The organism is Myxococcus sp. NMCA1 (genome assembly GCF_026810205.1).
Classification (GTDB): domain Bacteria; phylum Myxococcota; class Myxococcia; order Myxococcales; family Myxococcaceae; genus Myxococcus; species Myxococcus xanthus_A.
In genome coordinates, this window is sequence record NZ_CP113950.1 from 6968701 (window position 1) to 6988951 (window position 20251).

General features: G+C 68.5%; 9 protein-coding genes and 1 pseudogene. 3 read left to right on the plus strand and 7 right to left on the minus strand.

Annotated features, from left to right (window positions below; translation table 11 throughout):
• Window positions 1-429: 429 nt before the first annotated feature.
• A pseudogene (locus OZ403_RS28700) lies at window positions 430-891 on the minus strand (transposase); the annotation flags it as partial.
• Window positions 892-932: 41 nt separating this feature from the next.
• Here OZ403_RS28700 and OZ403_RS28705 point away from each other — a divergent pair.
• On the plus strand, window positions 933-1247 hold the full coding sequence (locus OZ403_RS28705) for an RCC1 domain-containing protein (RefSeq protein WP_268782266.1): 315 nt from the start codon (window positions 933-935) through the stop codon (window positions 1245-1247).
• A 110-nt stretch (window positions 1248-1357) separates the two neighbouring features.
• Here the strand turns inward: OZ403_RS28705 and OZ403_RS28710 are convergent, their stop codons facing one another.
• The 3 genes from OZ403_RS28710 to OZ403_RS28720 all read right to left on the minus strand — a co-directional run bounded on the left by OZ403_RS28710 (window position 1358) and on the right by OZ403_RS28720 (window position 4030).
• Entirely contained in the window at window positions 1358-2107 is a 750-nt protein-coding gene (locus OZ403_RS28710) for a ferredoxin--NADP reductase (RefSeq protein ID WP_268782267.1), read from the minus strand.
• Between the two features lie 272 nt (window positions 2108-2379).
• Window positions 2380-3531 carry a hypothetical protein gene (locus OZ403_RS28715; RefSeq protein ID WP_418764042.1) on the minus strand — a complete coding sequence of 384 codons (1152 nt, stop codon included), beginning with the start codon at window positions 3529-3531 and terminating at the stop codon, window positions 2380-2382.
• Between the two features lie 58 nt (window positions 3532-3589).
• Window positions 3590-4030 (minus strand): hypothetical protein, encoded by a 441-nt coding sequence (locus OZ403_RS28720; protein ID WP_268782268.1) that lies wholly within the window; start codon window positions 4028-4030, stop codon window positions 3590-3592.
• Window positions 4031-4839: 809 nt separating this feature from the next.
• On the opposite strand from OZ403_RS28720, the gene OZ403_RS28725 reads away from it, so the two are divergent.
• Window positions 4840-6414, plus strand: coding sequence for an MXAN_5453 family MXYO-CTERM-anchored protein (locus tag OZ403_RS28725; RefSeq protein WP_261344648.1), 1575 nt, complete (start codon window positions 4840-4842; stop codon window positions 6412-6414).
• Between the two features lie 129 nt (window positions 6415-6543).
• A complete protein-coding gene (locus OZ403_RS28730) occupies window positions 6544-11454 on the plus strand; it encodes a myxosortase-dependent M36 family metallopeptidase (protein WP_140794509.1) in 4911 nt (1636 codons plus the stop codon).
• Between the two features lie 130 nt (window positions 11455-11584).
• On the opposite strand, the gene OZ403_RS28735 is transcribed toward OZ403_RS28730, so the two are convergent.
• From OZ403_RS28735 to OZ403_RS28745, 3 genes are all read right to left on the minus strand, one after another.
• Window positions 11585-13816 (minus strand): Ig-like domain-containing protein, encoded by a 2232-nt coding sequence (locus tag OZ403_RS28735; RefSeq protein WP_268782269.1) that lies wholly within the window; start codon window positions 13814-13816, stop codon window positions 11585-11587.
• Between the two features lie 437 nt (window positions 13817-14253).
• The gene (locus OZ403_RS28740) at window positions 14254-19242 is read right to left on the minus strand and encodes an OTU domain-containing protein (RefSeq protein WP_268782270.1); all 4989 of its coding nucleotides are present in this window, start codon (window positions 19240-19242) and stop codon (window positions 14254-14256) included.
• An 18-nt stretch (window positions 19243-19260) separates the two neighbouring features.
• Window positions 19261-20238, minus strand: a complete 978-nt coding sequence (locus OZ403_RS28745; RefSeq protein WP_268782271.1) for a peptidoglycan-binding protein — start codon at window positions 20236-20238, stop codon at window positions 19261-19263.
• Window positions 20239-20251: the final 13 nt, after the last annotated feature.

The following is a 20251-nucleotide window of genomic DNA, read 5'->3' on the forward strand; positions in this document are numbered from 1 at the left end:
GGGGCCGTTGCCTTTCTTGTCGCTGCTGGCGGTGCCTCTCTGGTGCAGTTGAGGGGGAGGGAGGGTGCAGAGGGGCCGAGGAGGGCCGCTGACGGGGCCAACCTCGCACATCCCGTCGGCAAGCCCAGGTGCTCCAGAATTGCCCGCACCCCGGGCGCCCCCTTCACGTACGCCAAGCCCCTTAAGCCTGCCTCCACACCTCACGCAGGCGTACACATCGAAGTCGAACGTCCTTCTGAGCAACTCGGCCCAGTCTACTCGCGGTGTCCTCTCCTTCATCCGCTCCTTCCTGGCCCCTGCCTCAAGCCCCGCGCTCGCCTCCTGCGCACCGGCTTGAGGGACCAGAAATGGCCGCAGTCTGGCGCCTGGAGCGAAGACGCCGTGGAACCTCGTGAGGTTTGCCCGAGGCGGAGGTACCAGGGACGCTACACGCCGTAACAGTTCCAGCCCGGTGAAGAGCAGGTGCGTGGTGCCGTCCGGCAGCGGGCGCTTCATCCGATAGGCGATGCGGCCGTCCTCCGCTCGTGACAGCCGCTCCAGCGCCAGCGCACCGCGCGCCCCGTAGCGGCATCGCCGTTCCAGTCCCTGCCTGTCTTTGGCATGCAGGGAGAAACCCTCCAGCAAGGCGCACCCCGGCTGCTTGTTGGGCGGGGGCCGGACGTCCACCTCCGTCCAGCGCAGCCGTTGCTGCAGGGAGTGCGCCTGGTACGCCTGCAGCGCGTCCTCAGGCCCTTGCGCGGGCAGGGCCCCTCTTTTCTCCAGCAGGCGCAGCACCCGGTGACGCACCACCCTCAGCAGCCGCTCCACCTCAACTTGCGTGGGCGGCGGCAACGCCTCGAAACGCACGCCGCCCTCCCCCCGGCACGAAGACGCCTTCCGGCACCAGCGCATGGTAGTGAGGGACGACCACCCAGCGAGAGAGCCCCGTGCAGGTGCCCGGGGTCACGGGTGCCATCGCCGTGGCCGCGGGTGGCTACCATTCGCTGGCCCTGCTGAGCGACAACACCCTCCGGGCCTGGGGTAAGAACGAAGATCGCCAGCTCGGCGATGGGACGAACACCGACCGCCATACCGCCGTGCAGGTCTCCGGGCTGACCGGGGTCACGTCCGTCTTCGCGAGCGGTGGCCATTCACTCGTCCTGCGTAACGACCAGGCGGTGTGGGTCTTTGGCTCCGATATGTTCGGCCAGCTCAGAGATGGGAACACGCCGTCCGGCCACGGTCCCGTCCAGGTCTCCCTGCCGTGACACCGTGAGGGAAGCCGGTGCCCGGCGGTGGAACCGCGAGTCCGCCGCCGGTGCCCCTCCGGCGCGAGGTGGCGCACCGCATCGTCATTCGATGAGGCGTGGCGGATTGCTCAACGACTGACGAAGGCCTTCTCGATGAGGAAGTCGCCGCGCTCGTGCGAGTCGCCTTCCTGAAAGCCGAAGTCTTCGAGAATGGTCGCCGTCTCCTTGATCATCTCGTGGCTGCCGCAGATGACGACGCGATCGTACTCGGGTGAGAGCGGCTTCGCCCGAAGCAGGTCGGTGATACGGCCCTGATTACGGAACGGCTCGCGCGTGACCGTCGGAAAGTACGTCAGCTTCTCGCGCACGAGTTCACCCAGGTACGGGTCGTTCGGCAGCAGCTCTTCGAAGAACTTCGAGTACGAGAGGTCGCTCACGTGGCGACAGCCGTGCACCACCGTGACGCGCTCGAAGCGCTCCCAGGTCTCGGGGTCTTTCACCATGCTCAGGAACGGCGCGAGGCCGGTGCCGGTGGCGAGCATCCACAGGTGACGGCCCGGCCTGAGGTTCGCGACGGTGAGCGTGCCCACCGCCTTCGTGCCCACGAGCACTTGATCGCCCGGAGCGACCTTTTGCAGTCGCGAGGTGAGCGGGCCGTCTTGGAGCTTGATGGAGTAGAACTCGAGCGTGTCGTCGTAGTTCGCGCTCGCCATCGAGTACGCGCGCATGAGCGGGCGACCTTTGACCTCGAGACCCATCATCACGAACTGACCGTTCTGGAATCGGAAGCCGCTGTCGCGCGTGCAGACGATGGAGAAGAGACGGTCAGACCAGTGTTGCACCGAGAGTACACGCTCGGTCGTGAAACCAGTGGCCATGGTTCAGCCTAGCTCCTTGTGAGTGGTGCCCCCATTGCCACGTGCCCGCGAGGCTGTCGTCCTTTTGCCAATGAATTGGCACGAGGCCATCGAGTTGGCACGCGGGTCATTCGCGGCGCCCGAGGCCTTCCGAGCCACGTTGGTGCAGAGCCGCGACGTCACCTGGCGAAGGGGTCCCGACCTCTTGGGGCATCCAGGTTCCCCCTCATGGCGCCGCCCTGGAAGACACCACCGCCCGGCCCACATGAGGGACCGGGCAGTGGCGGGGAGGGCTAGAGGCCGTCGTGGTAGCAGAAGCCGTGGCCCCGGTCGAAGCCGCCACCGGAGAGCGCGTAGTTCATGTAACCCAGCTCATCGCCCGGGCCACACTCGGAGCGGGCGCGGTGGTAGGGGTAGCACTCGCCCTTGCCGTCGCGGTTCAGGTCGGCACACACACCACGCGCGCCCTCGGTGCCACAGTAATGCGCGAAGCCCAGGCTGCAGATCTCACCCGTCAGCGCGGGGTCGAACACGAAGCCACTCTGCTCGAGGACGGACTGCTCGGTGCACAGGCCGTACACGCCGCACATGGTGCCGGAGGGGCAGCCGGGGTTGGGCGCCATGAAGTCACATGTCTTGAGGCACTGGGCGTTCTCCGACAGCAGGTCGGTGCAGGCGAAGCCCTGCTCGCAATCCGTCGAGGCCAGTTCGGAGTCGCTCGCCGCCGCGGTCTTCGTGCAGGCCTCTCCCTGGACCTTGGTCCCCAGCGCGCGCTCCAGCGTGCCGTCGGAAGCAACGTAGTCATCCGGGACGCAGGTGGTGTCCGGCAGGTTCGCCGTCAACGAGCCCTGGCGAGGGTCGCACCCGTCCTGGCGCACCGTGTTCCACGTCGCGAAGCGAATCCACCGGCACTCGCCTCCCGGAACCACCGCGCTGCCCCAGTACGGCGCGTTGAGGGGCGGGGCATCCACCGACTCACGCAGCGTCACGTTCGTCAGCGCGCCAATGGTCTGCTGTGGCGACACCTTCACCGCGAGCAGGAGCGTGCCCGCGTCGGCGACGAAGAACTTCTCAGCGGGCGAGCCCTCATCCTGATAGCCGAAGACGCAGCGATCACAGGTGAAGGTGTTGCCTCCGCCCACGGACAGGTCATACAGGCCGGGCGCCGTGTTCACGTCCAGGCGGATGCGCGCCGGGTCCGGGAACGCCGGGTCGCCAAAGCTGTTGAAGTTGCCGCGGTACGTCGGCTGCGGTGAGTACATCGTCGGCGTCAGCCCGATGCCGTTGGCCAGCTCCCCCATCGTGATTTCGGTGCAGCCCGCGGGAGGTTGGAGCTGCTGCGCCTGCGCCTTCACGGCCTCGATGGCTTCCTGTTCGGGCGCCGGCTTCTGCGCCTCCTGTCCACAGCCAACCAGACCGGCCAGCAGCACCGCGCACCACCCCATTCCCTTCACGTTCGCTGCCTTAGCAACAGGGAACGACATATCGTGTCTCCGATTCCTCTCAGACGATGTCTGAGTTTCTCTGCCCGGACGCTCCGGGACCTGGTGAACGCCATTTCACGTGATGCAGGTGAAGCAGCGCTTTGGCCGTCAACGGGCGAGATGGACGTTCGAAAAGCAGGGATGCCGGCCTGGACAATAGATTAGCGAAATCCCATCGCAAGTCGAAAGCCATACCAAGCCAAGGAGGCGGACTGTTGCAACGGGGTTGAAAAAGGCCGCTGACCGCGGGATTCAGGTGGGAGAGCGGGCCCACCAACGAATCCGGCCCGCGCACGTTCACCACCAGGACGAGTGGCCGCGTCTCCACTTCCACCGCCTCCGCCGCCTTGGACGCGGCGGTGGGGGCGGTGCCGAGCTCGCGTACGTCAGACGCCAGCAACTCCCGTACGCCCGTGCGCAGAATGTTGCGCCCGCGCTTGAGCAGCGAGGCGTCCTTCACCAGCAGCTCCTTCAGCCTGAGCGCCAGGAGGACGTCTCGGAGCAACGCGAAGTGCTGTTGCTGCTCGGCACTCGGGGCCTGACACCGCTGCGGCCCCAAGAGGGCGGTGTACTCCTGGGGGGGTGCGTGCGCCCGCCGTGCCCAGGAGCCGACCACGCAGGAGAACGGCCACGTTCTCGTCCTCCAAATGCCACTTCAAGGCATGGCGGACATTTAGAGCTAGCCGCCCATATCCACGCTTCCACGATTCAATCAAAAACCACGCCTGAACCATGAATACACGACGCAGCGCGCCACCCCTGATGCGGCGGAGGCGGGACACGTCGCGCAGGCGCCAGACACCTCGAAACAGCCAAATGTGCAACTGGCGATACATTTGCAACGCGCATTCACCACACAAACAGTGCGGGCCATCCGTCGAAGCAGCAGTTCCGGCCTCGCACCGCTCCGTGGCGTGTATCGGCCCGGATTCCCGTTGAAATGCCCCGTTTCAGCACGAGTCAGACACCTCTGGCCCGCTGCCGCGTCGCACGCTGTGAGTGAATCAATTTGTAATCAACGACGCTCCTGCTAATCGTGCGTAGCAACTTTGCGAACAGGCCGTGACGAATGCGGTCCTCGTGACGGGCGCGGCGCGCCCGGAGCGACGGTCCCATGGGGGGACGGGGTCCTGCGCGGGAAACCGGCAGTACAGCCCTCCATGGTGGTGGGCTACCTGCCTTGGAAGGGTGGCACGCATGACTCGTGGTGCATCGCTGAAGAGCAGTCGTCGGACCGTCGCTCCCACTCACGACCGGAAGCGTGGCGTGATGCTGGGTGCGTTCCTGCTGGCGGGAGCAGCCTCGGCCGAGCTACCGGACTACACGTTCCAGTTGCAAGCGCGCACCAACCTGGCCGTCAACATCGAGGAGGGCTCCTACAACGTCGAATTGGGCAGCCTCGTCCCCGGCAGCTTCCACATGCCCATCACCGCGGACCGGCAGGTGGGCTTCCAGCTCTCCATCACGCGGGAGGGACGTCCGGGCATCTGGTACGGCCAGAACGGCGAGGGCGGCCGCATCTACCTGCTCCCTGAGGGCCTGGGGCCGGATGCACGCATCAGCGAGGTCAGCCTCAACTCGCACCGGCAGATGGTCTTCTCCGTCACCGGAACGAATGACGCGTCGAAGAACGGCATCTACGTGCTGAACGCGGCCACACCAGACGAGCCGGTGCAGATCGTCCGCTCGCCGCTGGGTAGCTCCAATTGGTCCAGCCTGGTCATCAACGAGGCGGGTCAGATGGCCGCCCGCGTCACGCTGAGCACGGGCTACGCCTACGCGCTGTACACGCCCAATGCGACGGGTGGCTTCGACTCGAAGATTCTCGCGGCGGAGAAGTACGTCGACCCGGGCTACCCCTACACGTTCCTCTACTCCCCCGGCGCGAACGACCTGGGGCAGATCGCCGCGGCGGTGGACCTGCAAGCGCCCGGCTCCGCCTGGTACCAGGAGCTGCGCATCTTCAACCCGGATGGGACGTCGCAGGTCATCGCGGACACGCGCGGGCACAACCCGGCCTCCAACATCTTCCGCTTCGCCTCCGTGCAGCCCGCCATCAACAACCTGGGCCAGGTGGCCATCCAAGCCACGCTGCTGGATGGGCCTGGGCGGCAGACCATCTCCATCCTCCTGTGGGATGGCAACGAGCTGAAGGTGGTCGCGCAGAACGGAATGGACGTGCCGGGCGAGCCCGGCGAAGCCATCGGGTCGGTGGAGGCATTCCCTCCCGACATCAACGACCGCGGACACGTGGTCTTCCGGGCCACGCGCAAGTCGGACGGGTTCCGCGCGGTGTGGGTGGGTGACGGCGTGAACTTGAAGCGCGTGGTCACCGAGCACGACATCCTCCCCTCGGACAAGGGTGACGCCCGGGTGGACCAGGAGACCGCCTCCAACCCGGTGTTCGCCGGCATGCCGAGCATCAACCGCCACAGCGACATCAGCTTCGGCGTGGGCCTGGCCCCGCCGGAGACGGACCAGGTGGAATGGGGCACCGCCCTCTACATCGCCCAGTCCTCGCTCTGGACGCCGGACGCCCCGGACGCGGGCACCGACCCCGAGCCCGACGCGGGCACCGAGCCCGACGCGGGCACCGAGCCCGACGCGGGTACCGAGCCCGACGCGGGCACCGAGCCGGACGCGGGCACCGAGCCCGATGCGGGCACCACCCCGCCGGACGCGGGCTCGGGCACCCCCGACCCGCAGCCCAACCCGGAGTCGGACAGCGGCTGCGGCTGCCAGTCCACCTCGGCCGCCGGCCTCTGGCCCTTCGCGCTCGCGGGCCTCGCGGGCCTGACGCGCCGCCGCTCGCTGAAGCGCCGCGAGCAGGCCTCGCGCGACTGACGCCCTCTCCCTCGCTTTCGCGGGGGCGCGCCCGAAGGCGGCGCGGCCCCGCAACCGCTTCGCAACATCGGGGGCGCGGCCCGTCTGGGTCGCGCCCCCGTTGTCTCTCCCCTCCTCTCCGGAAGAACGATGCATCTCAGGAAGCAGTGGCTCACCCATGTCCTGCTGGCGTCATGTCTTGGCACCAGCGCCTCGGCCGCTCCACGGTCGAACTTCGACGCATTCCTCGCGCGGCCCGGCAGCACGCCGCTCGCAGTGGCCGATGAGCAGGCCCATGCCCGCGGCCTGCGCGTCGAGCACAAGGAGGCACGGCTCGGCGTCCCCTCCGTCCTCTGGTCCATGCAGTCCGGCCCGGGCTTGCAGACCGCGGCCCGCGCTGGCACCCGTCCCGAGGACGCGGCGCGCGCCTACCTGGGCCAGGTCGCGGACCTCTACCGGCTGAAGCGAGAAGACGTCTCCGCCGCGCCGTTGCAGTCCGTACACCAGACGGGCAAGGGCGCCGTCATCGTGACCTTCCGCCAGGCGGTGGAAGGCGTGGAGGTGTTCCGCAGCGAGGTGAAGGTGGTGATGACGCAGGCGCTCGCGCCCGTGGCCGTCACGGGCTACCTGGCGCCGAGCGAGCTCACCCTCGCGGCCCGGCAGCGCACCGGCGCGAACGCCTTCCAGCGCTCCGCGGCGGACGCCGTGGCGGCGGCGTACTCGGACCAGAGCGGCACTTCGCTGGGGGCGCACGCATTCGTCGCCGTGGACTCCCGCGGCGGCTACACGCTGTTCGACTTCGAGCCCGGCGTGCGCACCGTGATGCCCGGCCAGCTCGTCGTTCCCGCGCGCGCGAAGAAGGTCTTCTTCACCCTGCCCGACGGCCTGCGGCCCGCCTGGTACGTGGAGGTCAACGCGGGCCCCAAGAGCAGCAAGGACTCGGACTACACCTCCTACGTCATCTCGGCCGTGGACGGCGCGGTGCTCTTCCGCAATGACCTGCGTGCCCACGCCGCGGAGCACACGTACCGGTACACCGTATGGGCGGAGACGGCCGCGCCGTACCGCCCGTTCGACGGCCCCCAGGGGTCCGCCGGCTCGCCCTTCCCCCGGCAGGAACTGGACGGCTACGACGCCCCGCTGGACGTGGCGCCGAACGTCGTGGAGCTGCGGAACAGCCCCTTCTCGCGGAACGACCCGTGGCTGCCCGCCAACGCCACGCAGACCGTGGGCAACAACGTGGACGCCTACGTGGACCTGGTGGCGCCGGACGGCTACCAGCCAGGCTCGGACCTGCGCGCGGACATCACCGGTGAGCGCGCCTTCGACTACGTCTACGACCCCCACCGCGCCCCGGGCTCCAGCATCGAGCAGATGAAGGCCTCGGTGGTGAATCTCTTCTTCATCAATAACTTCCTGCACGACTGGTACTACGACGCGGGCTTCGACGAGGCCTCCGGCAACGCGCAGATGCAGAACTTCAACCGTGGCGGCATCGAGGGTGACCCGCTGCGCGTCGAGGGGCAGGACTACAACGGCCGCAACAACGCCAACATGTCCACGCCGGCGGACGGCATCTCGCCCCGCATGCAGATGTATGTCTTCGACGGCATGCCCATCCTCCAGGTGACGGCCCCCGCATCGCTGGCCCGCGGCTACGTGAACGGGGATAGCCGCTTCGGGGCCCAGGAGTACACGCTGGACGGTCCGGTGCAGGTGCTCGCGCCCACGGGACGGACCCTGGGCTGCACGCCCTTCGAGGCGGGCACATTCGCCGGCCACGTGGCGCTGCTCGACCGCGGCGCCTGCGACTTCATCACCAAGGCGCTGAACGCACAGAACGCCGGCGCCATCGCGGTCCTCGTGGCCAACACCAATGCCGGTGAGGGCCCCCTCTCCATGAGCGGAGACGACGCGCGCGTCACCGTGCCCGTGGCCTCCATCTCCCGGGAGACGGCGGACCTCTGGAGGGCGGAGGTGGCCGCCAACGCGAGCACCCTCCAGGTGCGCATGCACCGCTCCAAGGACCTGGACCGTGACGGCACGCTCGACAACACCATCATCGCCCACGAGTGGGGCCACTACATCAGCAACCGCCTCATCGGTAACGCCAACGGCCTCACCAACAACCAGGGCCGCTCCATGGGCGAAGGCTGGGCGGACGTGCACGCGCTGCTGATGATGGTGCGTGAAGGGGACGACTACGCGCGCGGCGCCTACGCCGTCGGCGGCTACGTTTCGGGTGGTGGCGGCGGCGACGGCTACTACTACGGCGTACGCCGCGCGCCTTACGCCACCGCACCGACGTTGGCGGCGAGCCGCAACGCGCTGACCTTCCGGCACATCGAGAACGGCAATCCCCTGCCGACGAGCCACCCGCTCGCCTACGGCCAGACGGGCCTCGGCAACTCCGCCGTGCACAGCAGCGGCGAGGTGTGGGCCTCCATGCTCTGGGAGTGCTACGTGTCGCTCCTCCAGGCCCACCCCTTCCAGGAGGCCCAGGACCGCATGAAGCGCTACCTGGTCGCCGGGTACAAGGCCACGCCCGTCTCCCCCACCTTCCTCGAGGCACGCGACGCGCTGCTCGCGGTCACCGCCGCGAGCGACCCGGCCGACTACCAGCGCTTCCTCCATGCCTTCGCCAAGCGCGGCGCCGGCATGGGCGCGAAGGCGCCGGACCGTGACTCCATGGACCACGTGGGCGTGGTGGAGAGCTTCGCGGCGGGCAACTTCATCGAGGTCACCTCCCTGCGGCTCGATGACTCCCTGGTGGGCTGCGACCGGGACGGCGTGCTCGACGTGGGCGAGACGGGCCTGCTGCGCGTGAGCGTGCGCAACGTGGGCAGCGGTTCGCTGAGCAGCTTCTCCGGCACCGTCTCCACCACCAGCAGCACGGCCACGCTGGAGTTCCCCTCGGGCAACACCCTGACCTTCAGCTCAATGGACCGCGCCGGCACGGCCACCGCCACCATCCCGGTGAGGCTGGCCGCCGCGCAGCCGAACGCACACGCCGGCCTGAGCATCACCTTCGACGAGCCCTCGCTCCCCGCCAACGCGAGGAGCACGACGTTTGACCCACGGGTGAATTACGACGAAGTGCCCGGCGCGGCGGCGGAGGACGACTTCGAGGGCGCCCTGTCGTCGTGGACCTCGTCCACGTGGCTCAACCCCTATGGCGAAGCGGACTGGAAGGTCCAGGGTCCGGAGGGCGGGCGCTACATGCACGCGCCCAACCCGGCGGTCCAGGCGGACCTCTTCCTCACCTCCCCGTGGCTGAAGGTGAATGAGACCGGCGCCTTCACGTTCAGCTTCCGCTACCGCCACTCGTTCGAGTCCGAAATCTACACCGGCGGCTCCATCTTCCCGTACTACGACGGCGCCGTCCTCGAGTTCACCCACGACGGCCTGCAGTGGTACGACATCGCCGCGATGGGCGTGACCTCCATCTACTCCATCGACCCGACGGACGGCTCCCCGGGCTACATCGAGCAGGGGCCCAACCCGCTGATGTACCGCAACGCGTGGGTGGGCCAGAACGTCACGCGGGAGAACGGCCAGACGGTGCGCTTCCCGGAGTGGTCCACCGCCGAGCTGCGGCTGGCGGACATGTTCGCCGGCAAGAACGTCCAGTTCCGCTTCCGCATCGGCACGGACACCGCGGTGGGCGCGTACGGCTTCGACCTGGACGACGTGCGCTTCACCAATGTGGAGCGCATGCCCTTCGGCGGCCGGGTGGACGAGCAGGGCGACGGCACCACCTGCAACCAGCAGCCGGTGGCCAACGCCGGGCGAGACCTCGGCAGCCCCATTGCCCCGGTGCTCGAACGCGTGAGGAACGCCGAGACGGGGGCACTGGAGCTCGTGCGCCACACGCTGGACGGCACCGCCAGCTATGACCCGGAGGGACAGCCCCTCACCTACCACTGGACGCAGGTGAGCGGGCCGGCGGTCACCCTGGTGGACGCGGACACGGCCACCCCGTCGTTCACGGCGGATGTGCCCGACGACTCCATCCTGACGTTCCAGCTCGTGGTGCGCGATGGCATGGAGACCAGCGCGGCACGCCAGGTCCAGGCCTGGGTGCTCAACGTCAACCGCGTCCCCACGGCGGTGGTGACCGCGCCGGCGGAGGTGGCGGAGTTCTCCTCGGAGCCCGTGACGCTGGACGCCCGCGGCTCGAGCGACCCGGACGGGGAGCTCATCACCTACAAGTGGGCGCAGACGTCCGGCCCCGCCGTCGCGCTCAAGGCGAGCTCCGGCGCCACGCCGAGCTTCGTGGTGCCCGAGGTGGCCTCCGATACGAAGCTCACCTTCACGCTGGTGGTGAACGACGGCAGGGCCCAGAGCAAGACGGCCACCGTGGCGGTGATGGTGCGCAACGTCGACCGGGCGCCCGTGGCGGATTCGGGCTCGGAGCAGGTGGTGGACCCGCTGGCCACCGCGAGCCTCAGCGCGACGGCGGTGGACCCGGACGGGGATGCCCTCACCTGGACGTGGCGTCAGGTGGAGGGGCCCGCGGTGGAGCTGCAGGGAGCCGACACGGCCACCCCGTCGTTCACCGCCCCTGAGGTGCGGGCGGAGACGGTGCTGCGCTTCGAGGCCATCGCCAGCGCGAACGGGCTGACCAGCGCCCCGATGACGGCGACGGTGACGGTGCGGCACGCCAACAAGGCGCCCCAGGCCCTTCCGCGGCTGGTGGGTGACGCTCGGTCGGGGGCGCAGGTGACGCTCGACGCGTCCGCGTCCAGCGACCCGGATGGTGACGCCCTCACCTTCGGGTGGAAGCAGGTGGCGGGACCGTCCGTCACCCTCTCCGCGTCCGCGGGTGAGCAGGTGACGTTCCGCGCACCCGAAGTGAAGCAGGCCGTGACGCTGCACTTCGAGCTCACCGCGACGGACGCCCGCGGCGGCGCCAGCACGGCGGTGCTCGGGGTGACGGTGCAGCCGTCCTCTAGCGGCTCCTCGGGTGGCTGCTCCAGCACGGGCGGCTCATCGCCAGGGCTGCTGCTCTCCCTGTTCGGGCTGCTCGCGGGAGCCGTTCGCACCCGGCGACGCGCGTAGCGGCATCCGTCCCCCTGTCGCGGTGGAGGGATTCGCTCCTCCGCACAGGGTGCACCGATGAAAGAAGAGGGCCGCGCCCCCTGGACGGGAGCGCGGCCCTCGCTACTTCAGGGGCGCGTCGCCAGCCTGACTACGGCCGGGCCGGGTTCTCCTCGCCGAAGCTGGACGTCTCCGAGAAGGCCCAGTCCACCATCGAGTGGGTGTCGGCCCCCTGATAGCGGAACACGCTCTGGGTGTTCTCCTCCACCACGCCCCAGTCCACCGAGACGTCGAGCGCCGTCAGCGGAGCGCTGTCGTAGGCGCACGGCACCGGGGTGGCCGTCTCACCGCGGCAGTCCACCGGACGCCAGTGGCCCTCCTCCTGGGCGGCCCGGAGGACGACGGGGTAGCTGGGCGGGCGAGTCGTGGTCATGCTCTTGTGGGAGAAAGCCACCACGTCCTGTGTGTCGCCCTGGGGATTCGCGAGGCGCAGCAGACGGTCATTGAAGGTCGGATGGCTGCTGGTCCCTGTCACGACGTCCCACGCCCCCGGGTAGAACGTCTCGTACGTCTTCTCGTCCTTGGCCAGGGTGTCATTGCCCGCCGCGAGCTCGGCCGCGTTCGGACGGAAGTGGATGACGATGAGGTCGCCCGCGGCCACCGTCACGTCCGGCAGGGTCGCCAGCCGGGACACGCTGGTGGCCTCCTCGGTGAGCGTGATGCCCTCGAGGGCGCCCGCCGTCACGGCCTTGAGCTCGATGAGGTCGCGGTTGTTCGTCGCGGAGACGCCCGTGGTGATGTTCGGGTTCACCTCGTTGATGACGAGCAGCGCCGGCACCCGGTAACCCTTGAAGGTGGCCGTCCCACTCACGCTGACGCCGGTGTAGCTCTTCACCGACGGGTCCACGGACAGCGTGTACTGCGTGCCGGGCTCCTGCGCGGTCGTGGTGAGCACCAGGGTCTTCTCGTCGAGGGTGTAGGCCGAGGCGGTCAGCCCGCTGTCGCCGAAGGTGAACTGGGTCGCCACGTCCACGAGGGTGCCCGGGTCGATGCCGGGCTCGAAGGTCACCCGCAACTGCGTGGGCGACAGCGGGACCACGGTCTGCACCTTCAGGGTGACCGCCGTTCCCGAGCAGTCCACGGAGAAGTCCGACAGCGAGAAGGCCGTCACCAGGGGCATGGGGTAGTACGGCGTCTGGGGGTTGGGGGTGTTGGTCGCGTCGTCGTAGCGCCACATCACGCCCGCCTCGACGGAGACCCGGCAGTTCAGCCCGACGCCGACGAGGTCGGCCAGCCCGGTGGGCATGCGCAGCCGCGGCCCCAACCCGCCCGTGACCGTGGTCCCGTCCATCGCGAACTGCGCGATCTTATAGCCGGTACCCGCCTGCTTGCCGGAGCCCGCCGTGGTGGTCACCCTGCCCGTCACCCGGACGAGCCGGCTCTCGTAGGTGTCGAGGTTCACCACCGCGTCGTCGGTGACGTGCGTCACCAGGCCGCCGTCCGCCGCGAGCTTCCGCACGGGGTGGCCCGAGCTCAGCTTCTGGAAGTCGGAGATGACGCTCGCGGTGTCCAGCTTGTAATCCGCGGCGGCGTTGCCGGACTGGAGGAGCTTCGTGACCACCTTGAAGGAGACCCGGTCCCCCACGGCCACCTGCACCTCGTCGGAGTGGCTGACGAACAACGCGGGGCCTTCCGCCGTGGCCTGCACGAAGAAACCGCGGGGCTCAACGCTATCCGGAGTGATGGCGGTGACGAAGGCGCCGTGGAGGGACAGCGGCTCGGGCAGGTCGCCCGTGGGGGCCGCGTGGAAGGCGGCAATCTGCGCGTTCGCCTCGTCGAGCCCCGTCAGCGTCTCGCACCTTCCAGCGGCGTTGCAGCTCTGCCGCGCGGTGCACTGGCTGTTGTCGATGCACTCGACGCACTCGCCCTGCCCGTTGTCCCGAGCGGTGTCGCACAGTGGCGTCTCACCACCGCACTGCGCGCTCTCGGTGCAGCCGCACACGTTGTTGTCGCTGCACACCGGCTGGGCGCCGTTGGCGCAGTGGCTGTTCTCCAGGCACTCCACGCACACGCCCGGGGTCCCGGGCTTGCACTGCGGCGTGCCCTCGGCACACTCGGCGTTGGTGCCGCAGCCCTCGCACACGCCGAGACCGCCGTTGCCGCCAGCGTTGCAGGCCTGTCCCGGCAGACAGCCCTGGGCGCTGCTCTCGGTGCCCTCGCGACACGTCTTGCAGCTCTTGCTGGTGATGTCACATACAGGTGTATCACCGCCGCACTGCGCGTCGCTCAGGCACTGAACGCACACGCCACGTCCGTTGTCCGCCGCCTCGTCGCACACGGTACCGCTGCCACATCCTGCCGCGCAGGGAGAGTCGTCGGGCACGCATTTCTCCTCGACGCACACGTACGGGGTCGCCCCCGTCGACGCACAGTCCGATGAGGTCTCGCACTCGGGCGAGCAACCCGTCACCCCGAGGGCAACGGCCAGCACGCCGAGTGCAGCCAAGACACTTCGTTGTCTGCTCATGTTGTGTATCTCCAGGTTGGCTGCGCAATTCTCATACGCTCCGCCGCGACGAGCGTCCATGTGCTTGGCCGTTGACGCGAGCCGGCGGACGTGCCCCGCTCCGGAGTCACACCCTTCGTGCATCGGGAACCGCCAGTGAGTGCAGATGGAATGCGTGTCTTTGGCGCCCCTCAGCAGAGGGCACCACCACTGGATGTGTTTAGATTGAGAGTGACGCAAGACTTGCGACTCATGGAAGGCCGGAGCCCTCCAGCGCACGCCGCGTCACGGCCCATGGTCGCCACTTTCGGCCCCTACTTCTGCTTCTTGGGGCCCGCCTCATCGCCCTCCATCCATACGGGAGGCGGTGGCGGCTCGTCATCGCCACTCATGAGCTGGACCTCTTCATCCTCCTCGGCGCTCGCGGGCTCCCCCAGGAGCCTTTGTTTTTTGTTTCTCGACGGCGCAACCTGTCCCGAGCCCGAGAACGCTGCGGTCCCCCAGTCCGCTGGGCTCATCTCATCGGTGGCGTCGTCGTCGTCCTCCTCCTCCTCGTCCTCATGGACGAAGCCGCGCTCCTTGCGCTTGACTCCCCTGGAGTTGTCCTCCAAGGCCTGCCACTCCTCGATGCCCTGCATCGAAGCGTCGTCCTCGACGACCTGCTCCTGCGACGCCACGCTCCGGACGTAGACCTCCGTACAACGCCAGCACAACGCCTCCAGGCGCTCGCGCAGATAATCCAGCGTCCGAGGCGCGTGTTTGTCGAGCTTCCCCAACTCCGTGCCAAGAACGATGCGCCCCTCATCGTCTCGTTCGAGCACGAGCCTGCGGTACTGGCCGCTCTCCACCTTCTGGGTGAGCACGTCCAGGTCCTCGTCGAGCATCGCCTTGTTCTTCTCGTAGTCCTTGTCCGACAGCAGCCCCGTCTCAGGGGAAGTCGCGCCGGAGAAGAGCAGCGTCCTCAACGAGACGACGTTCGGCTGCCCCAGGACGCTCGTGCTGGAGTCATCTCCCATGAAGGCCGCCTGGCTCATCACGACTGAGACCTCTTGCACGTGGAGGTCCGACGCCTGCTGCCGCACCACGGTAGGCACGAGCACGTTCACCTGCGAGACGACCAGCACCGTGCCCAGGTGCTTGTTTGCCCAGTCGATGAGTTCGTCGATCTTCTTCGTCAGGTGCGCCCACGTCCTGGGCGCCTTGCCCGGCAACCCGGCGACTCCCGTCCCGATGTCCACATGGCCCCGCGAGTGGTTCCACGGCACCACCAGCGTGGTGTACTTGCCGCTCTTCAGGAGTTGGACGGCCTCGGCACAGTCCTCATCGATGGCCTGCTGGTTCTTCGCGAGGTCCGTGTCCTCCATCCCCTTGCCCGGCACCCAGCACGTGCGAATCCCGAGCGCGTTCGAGTTCATCCGGATGACGGCCTGAGTGTTCGGCTGGGGGTATCTGGCCTTCTTCGCGACGGCGTTCTCCCCGAAGAGGAAGAGTGCGTGCGGGTGGTGGGTGGGGGTGTCGAACTGGAAGTAGCACGTGTGAGGCCACTTGCAGACCGGGCCCACCGTGTGCGGAGCCGACGCGGCGGTGGCGCTCTGCGTCGACGTAGCCGCTGTCCGCGGAGACTCGACCGTCTTCGAACCAGGCTGGGGTGCCTGCCCCTCGTCGCGGCGGCGGCGCTCGCTGAGCGCTCCCAGTTCGGCGGGGAATGCCGCGGCCGCGGGAAGCGGCGCATCCGTGGGCCCCACCGCCTCGTAGTGTGCGTTGCCCAGGTTCGCCAGCCGGAGCAGGGGCCGCGCCGCGTGTCCCTCGGTGCGCGGCACGAAGTCCACCAGGTCCGTCCAGTATGAAGTCGCCCCCGTCTGGGCGAAAACCTCGAAGCGCACCTGGAACAGGTGGGACGCCGCCGCCAGCACCACGTGGTCGCCCCAAGCCCTGTCCCGGCTCATGGCCCGCAGGTACTGGCGCCAGGGGTCCATGCCCGCCACCCGGCGATACGCGGGCTCCTGCGGCCAGGCCACACGGTGCCAGTCGAGCAGCAGCCCCATGTCCTGTCGGAACGTCGCCGCCGTGGAGGGCCCCACCATTCCCCCGTCGTCCAGCGACTGCCCGGCGAGGAGGTCCTCCAGGTGATTGACCACGACCTGGCGCACCTCGCGGTGGTGCGCCTCGGTGCCGAAGAACAACTGGGACAGCGAGCGGAACAGACAGTCCCCCCCGCCCGCGTTGTGAACCCGCCTCTGGTGGATGGAGCCCAGGTGGGCGTCCAGCGAGATGCCCTGGCCGCCCCCCTTGTCCTTCCCCTTCTCCGACTCCAGCGTGGGCCGATGGTCCCAGTACGCCTCCGGGTCGAAGCCCGCGCTCCGCAGCGCGGCGAACGTCTCCCGCCACTGCATGGCCTCCGCCACCAGCGCGTTGGAACGGGCGTGGTCCGAAGCGGAGACCTTCTCCGCGGCGTCCAGAATCGCGCCGAGCGCCTCCGTGGCTTCGTCATCCGTGGCCTGGGACTTCTGATAGGCGGCACACAGCGCTTCCAAATGGCCCAGCTCGGAGGACGCAGTCTCGGTGGCGACCTCCACCTCCTCCACGACCAGCGCCTCCTCGCCGCTGTAGATGAGCCGCAGGTCGGAGACGAGCGGCATGTGGTCGCTCAGCTTCTTCGCGGCGGCCATGACCTCTTCCCAGCGCGCGTCCTCCGAGCCCGTGAGCTTCACGCCCGGGGCACGCAGCTGGTCGAAGATCCGCTTGTCCTTGGGCAGCTCCGCGTCCTCCAGTTGGATGAGCCGCCAGAACGGCTGGAGGTGCTTGGGCAGCAGGTCGCCGTGGATGAAGAAGAGCCCCTTCTCCTTCTCGTCCGCGAGCGCCATGGGAAACGGGATGACGTAGACCGACGACTGCTCCAGCATCCAGCCATCCGTCCGCCGCGAGTACACGAGAATCTTGTCGTAGCCGCTCGCCCCGTAACGCTGCTGCGGAGGAGTGATGAACGACTCGATGTGGGCCAGCACGTCCTCCGCGGACGAAAACATTGGCCGCAGCTCGTGGCCCGTCGACATCTTGAAGGGGGCGAACATCTCCGGCTTCACCCGGCTGTTGACGAAGCTTCGGAGCGTCTTGAGCGAGCCGTCCCCGAACGCATTCTCGCTGTCCACGGCCCAGCTGCCGAACTTGCTCTTGGCGATGGTCGAGAGTTGGGGCGCCATGTCGTACAGGTGGCTCGCATCCGCCTCCGGCCCCAGCAGCGTCTGGAAGAACTGGTGGAACGACAGGCGCTCCACGCAGGTGTCGATGTACGGCGTGCCATCCTTCGCGAGTTCGGCCTTGGGCCGCGCGGTGTCGATGTTCAGGTCCGAGAGCACCACGCCGAGCACCTTCTCCTGGCGCTCGTCCTTGCAGTACTGGAGGAAGGCGCGGAAGTCCGTGCCGCGCGCGTTCTTGTTGCGGTCTCCCGGCGCGGGGGGATGCCACGCCACCACGCTCACCTCGGGCGCGTTCCGCACCTGCGCCAGCCGCACCGGAATCCGGATGGGCTCCCGCTTGCTGTAGAGACTCTTGACGGTCTGCGCCTGCTCTTCCTCCGCTTCGTCCCCCATCGTGGTGTCGACATCCATTGACGAGGATTCGCCACCCGGCGAGCGCTTCGCCACGTAAGCACTGAGGTACGAGATGGCCGATTCGTCCACGTCCAACTTGGACTTGCGCCACAGGACACCGTACGCCTCATCCTGGGTGTAGAGCCCCTTGACGGGCTTGTCGGGCACCTCCGCGGGCCACGACGCATAGACCTCCTCACCGCGCGCCTTGCACTGGTCGTTCAGCGCATCACGGATGCGAAGGAACTCGCGCAGACCCGCGTGCGACTCCGGCGCGTCCTCCACCTCGCCCTTGCGCTCCTGGTACTCGGCGAGCTTCTTTTCGTAGACGCGCTGCAGATGCGCGTCGTTGGAGCGGTGCAGGCTGTTCTCGAGGACCTGCTCCTGCCTGGCTGGGACCTTCTTGGCGTCCAGGCCCGCGATGACCGCCAGGTAGCGGTGGAACAGGATGCCGCAGTGCTCGCGGAGAAGCGCGATGCCAAGCTTCGCCAACTCGTCCCGCTTCTCCTTCTCCTTCGCCTCCGCGCCTCCCTTCTTCGAGTCCTTCTCCTTCGACGTGTAGCGGTTCGCATGAGGCTGGAGCCAATCGTAGTAGCCCTCCTCCACGAGCAGCCGCACGCAGAGCAGGCAGTAGGCATCCAGCTTCGCCTGCTTCTTCCCGTGCACGTCGATCGACGTCGCGACGAGCGCCTCGGGCGGGTCCTCGTCTTCTTCGGCGTCCTCGTCCTTCGCCTTCTTCACCGGAGGCTTGCCGAAGCGCTTCACGAGGTCTGGCTCACAGGCCCCCCAGGCCGCATCGAGCCTGCCCTCGATGATGCCCAGCCTGTCGGGTCCCAGCGCCCGCGAGGTCTCGCTCCACTCGATATGGGAGGGGTCCCACGCCTCGGCGTCCGTGCCCTGTTCGTCACGTGGCCAGATGGTCCGCCGCACGTGCTCCGCGAAGTGCTTCGCCAGGTCGTTGAGGAGCGCCGCCTCCTGCTCCGCAATCTGACCGACCAGCGTGTCGGGGGCGGTCTTGACCTGGTAGCCATTGGGCTCGACGAATGCCGACGCCAGTCGCATCAACACCGGAAGCTTCGTTCCGCTGCCTCCGCGGCCCGTGTGTTGCTTCATCGGGACCGGAGGCTTGGGCTCCACCAGACGGATGCCACCCTTCTTCTTCAGCTCCAGGATGGTGACGATGTCGGCGTTCGCAGTGCGGATGACATGGGCCAGGGCGGCAATGGTCCACGGCTTGCGCACCGGGAGCGTTCCGCTCGGGCCTCCGCCCAGGTCCGCGATGTTCCACAGGAGCGTCCGCAGCGGGAAGCTCGGCGGAACCACGGGCTTGTCGGAGACGGTGGTCTCCGAGCCCAGCGGAACACAGCGCTCCTCGGCGACGTCGTCGCCCATCGTGTTGGACGGTGGCGACTCCGGAGGCGTGATGTCGTCGGTGACCAGCGATGCCCGGAGCGTCTCATCACGCATCTCGTTGCTGGAGAGCCGGTACGACTCCTCGTCGTCCAGGAAGTCGTCCAGGACGTCGTCGTAGTCGCCGCTCTCCAGCCGCTCGACCTCTTCCTGAGCGTCCTCCTCGAAATCGGCCCCCATCGAGTCGAGGGGGGGCGGAGTGCTGGGAGGGGCCGAGACCAGCACCGCGCCGCATTCCAAGCAGCGCGGCGGCGTCACGGACAGGTCGCGCATCGTGCCGAGCGCGCAGTTGGGGCACTGCATGACGAAAGACCTCCGGTGCTACGAGCGGTGCAACAGGCCCAGCGCGGCGCAGGTCGCCTCGTCGGCCTCTCCGCTCGGAGGCAGCCCGAGCGCGTACTGGAACCACTCCACGGCCAGGCGCGTCTTCGGGCCGAACTGGCCACGCTCGCCGCCACAGGAGAACCCCAGGTTCTCCAGCCGCTCCTGCAAGCCCTCCGGAGCGCTCGTCGCACGCAGCGCCGCGAAGCGCAGCGTCACCTTGCGCTCGTCGTCGCGGCCGGGCGACACCGTCACCTCGCCCCGCGCCGCGCGTGCGGGCAGTACCTGCGCCATGCGGCCCTCCGCGTCGGTCATGCCCTCGCGCGCGGGCAATTCCTCCTCGTCGTCCAGCCACACCTTCAACAGGTAGGGCTGGTGCGCTCGGGGGTGGTGCGTACCGTCGCGCAGCACCACCACCAGGGACAGGGGAAGCCCGATGCGGTGAACCACATGCCGGAAGCCGGTCTCCACCGCCGTCCACTCGTGGGAGAACAGCCGCACCTCCACACGCGTTCCCGGCGCAGGGGCCACCTCCGGGGTGAGCGGCTGCCCCGTGCTCGAATCGATGAGCCGCGAGGGACGCACACCCAGCTTCGCCGCCAGCACCGCGAGCGACTCCGTCCCTTCGCACGTCCAGGACAGCGGCTTCGGTCGTGAGACGGAGCCCCAACGAGGCGCTGCGCCCGCGGCGCGCGGAGGCAGGGGAAGCCGGCCGAGCACCCGCCACAGCGCGGGCTCCACGTCGAGCAACCGGAAGCGGTAGCGCCCCTCCTCGAGCCCCTCGAACAGCGCGACGCCGTGCTCGTCGGTGCGCGTGCGCAGCGCCGCGTCCGCCGTCTCCTGCGCCAGCTCCACCGCTACGCCGGACAGCGGCGTCTCGCGGTCATCGACGACGACCACCTCCACCTGCCCCTTGCCCGCCTGCAATGGGCATGGAGCAACCGCCGGGTCCTGCCGTGAAGTCGAGGAAGGGGGCATGAGGCATCCAGGG

What these genes read in the sequence shown, in the direction of transcription:
- OZ403_RS28710 (WP_268782267.1), bottom strand. Translation starts at nt 2,107, where the DNA reads ATGGCCACTGGTTTCACGACCGAGCGTGTACTCTCGGTGCAACACTGG.
- OZ403_RS28725 (WP_261344648.1), top strand. Translation starts at nt 4,840, where the DNA reads ATGCTGGGTGCGTTCCTGCTGGCGGGAGCAGCCTCGGCCGAGCTACCG.
- OZ403_RS28715 (WP_418764042.1), bottom strand. Translation starts at nt 3,531, where the DNA reads ATGGGGTGGTGCGCGGTGCTGCTGGCCGGTCTGGTTGGCTGTGGACAG.
- OZ403_RS28740 (WP_268782270.1), bottom strand. Translation starts at nt 19,242, where the DNA reads ATGCAGTGCCCCAACTGCGCGCTCGGCACGATGCGCGACCTGTCCGTG.
- OZ403_RS28745 (WP_268782271.1), bottom strand. Translation starts at nt 20,238, where the DNA reads ATGCCCCCTTCCTCGACTTCACGGCAGGACCCGGCGGTTGCTCCATGC.
- OZ403_RS28730 (WP_140794509.1), top strand. Translation starts at nt 6,544, where the DNA reads ATGCATCTCAGGAAGCAGTGGCTCACCCATGTCCTGCTGGCGTCATGT.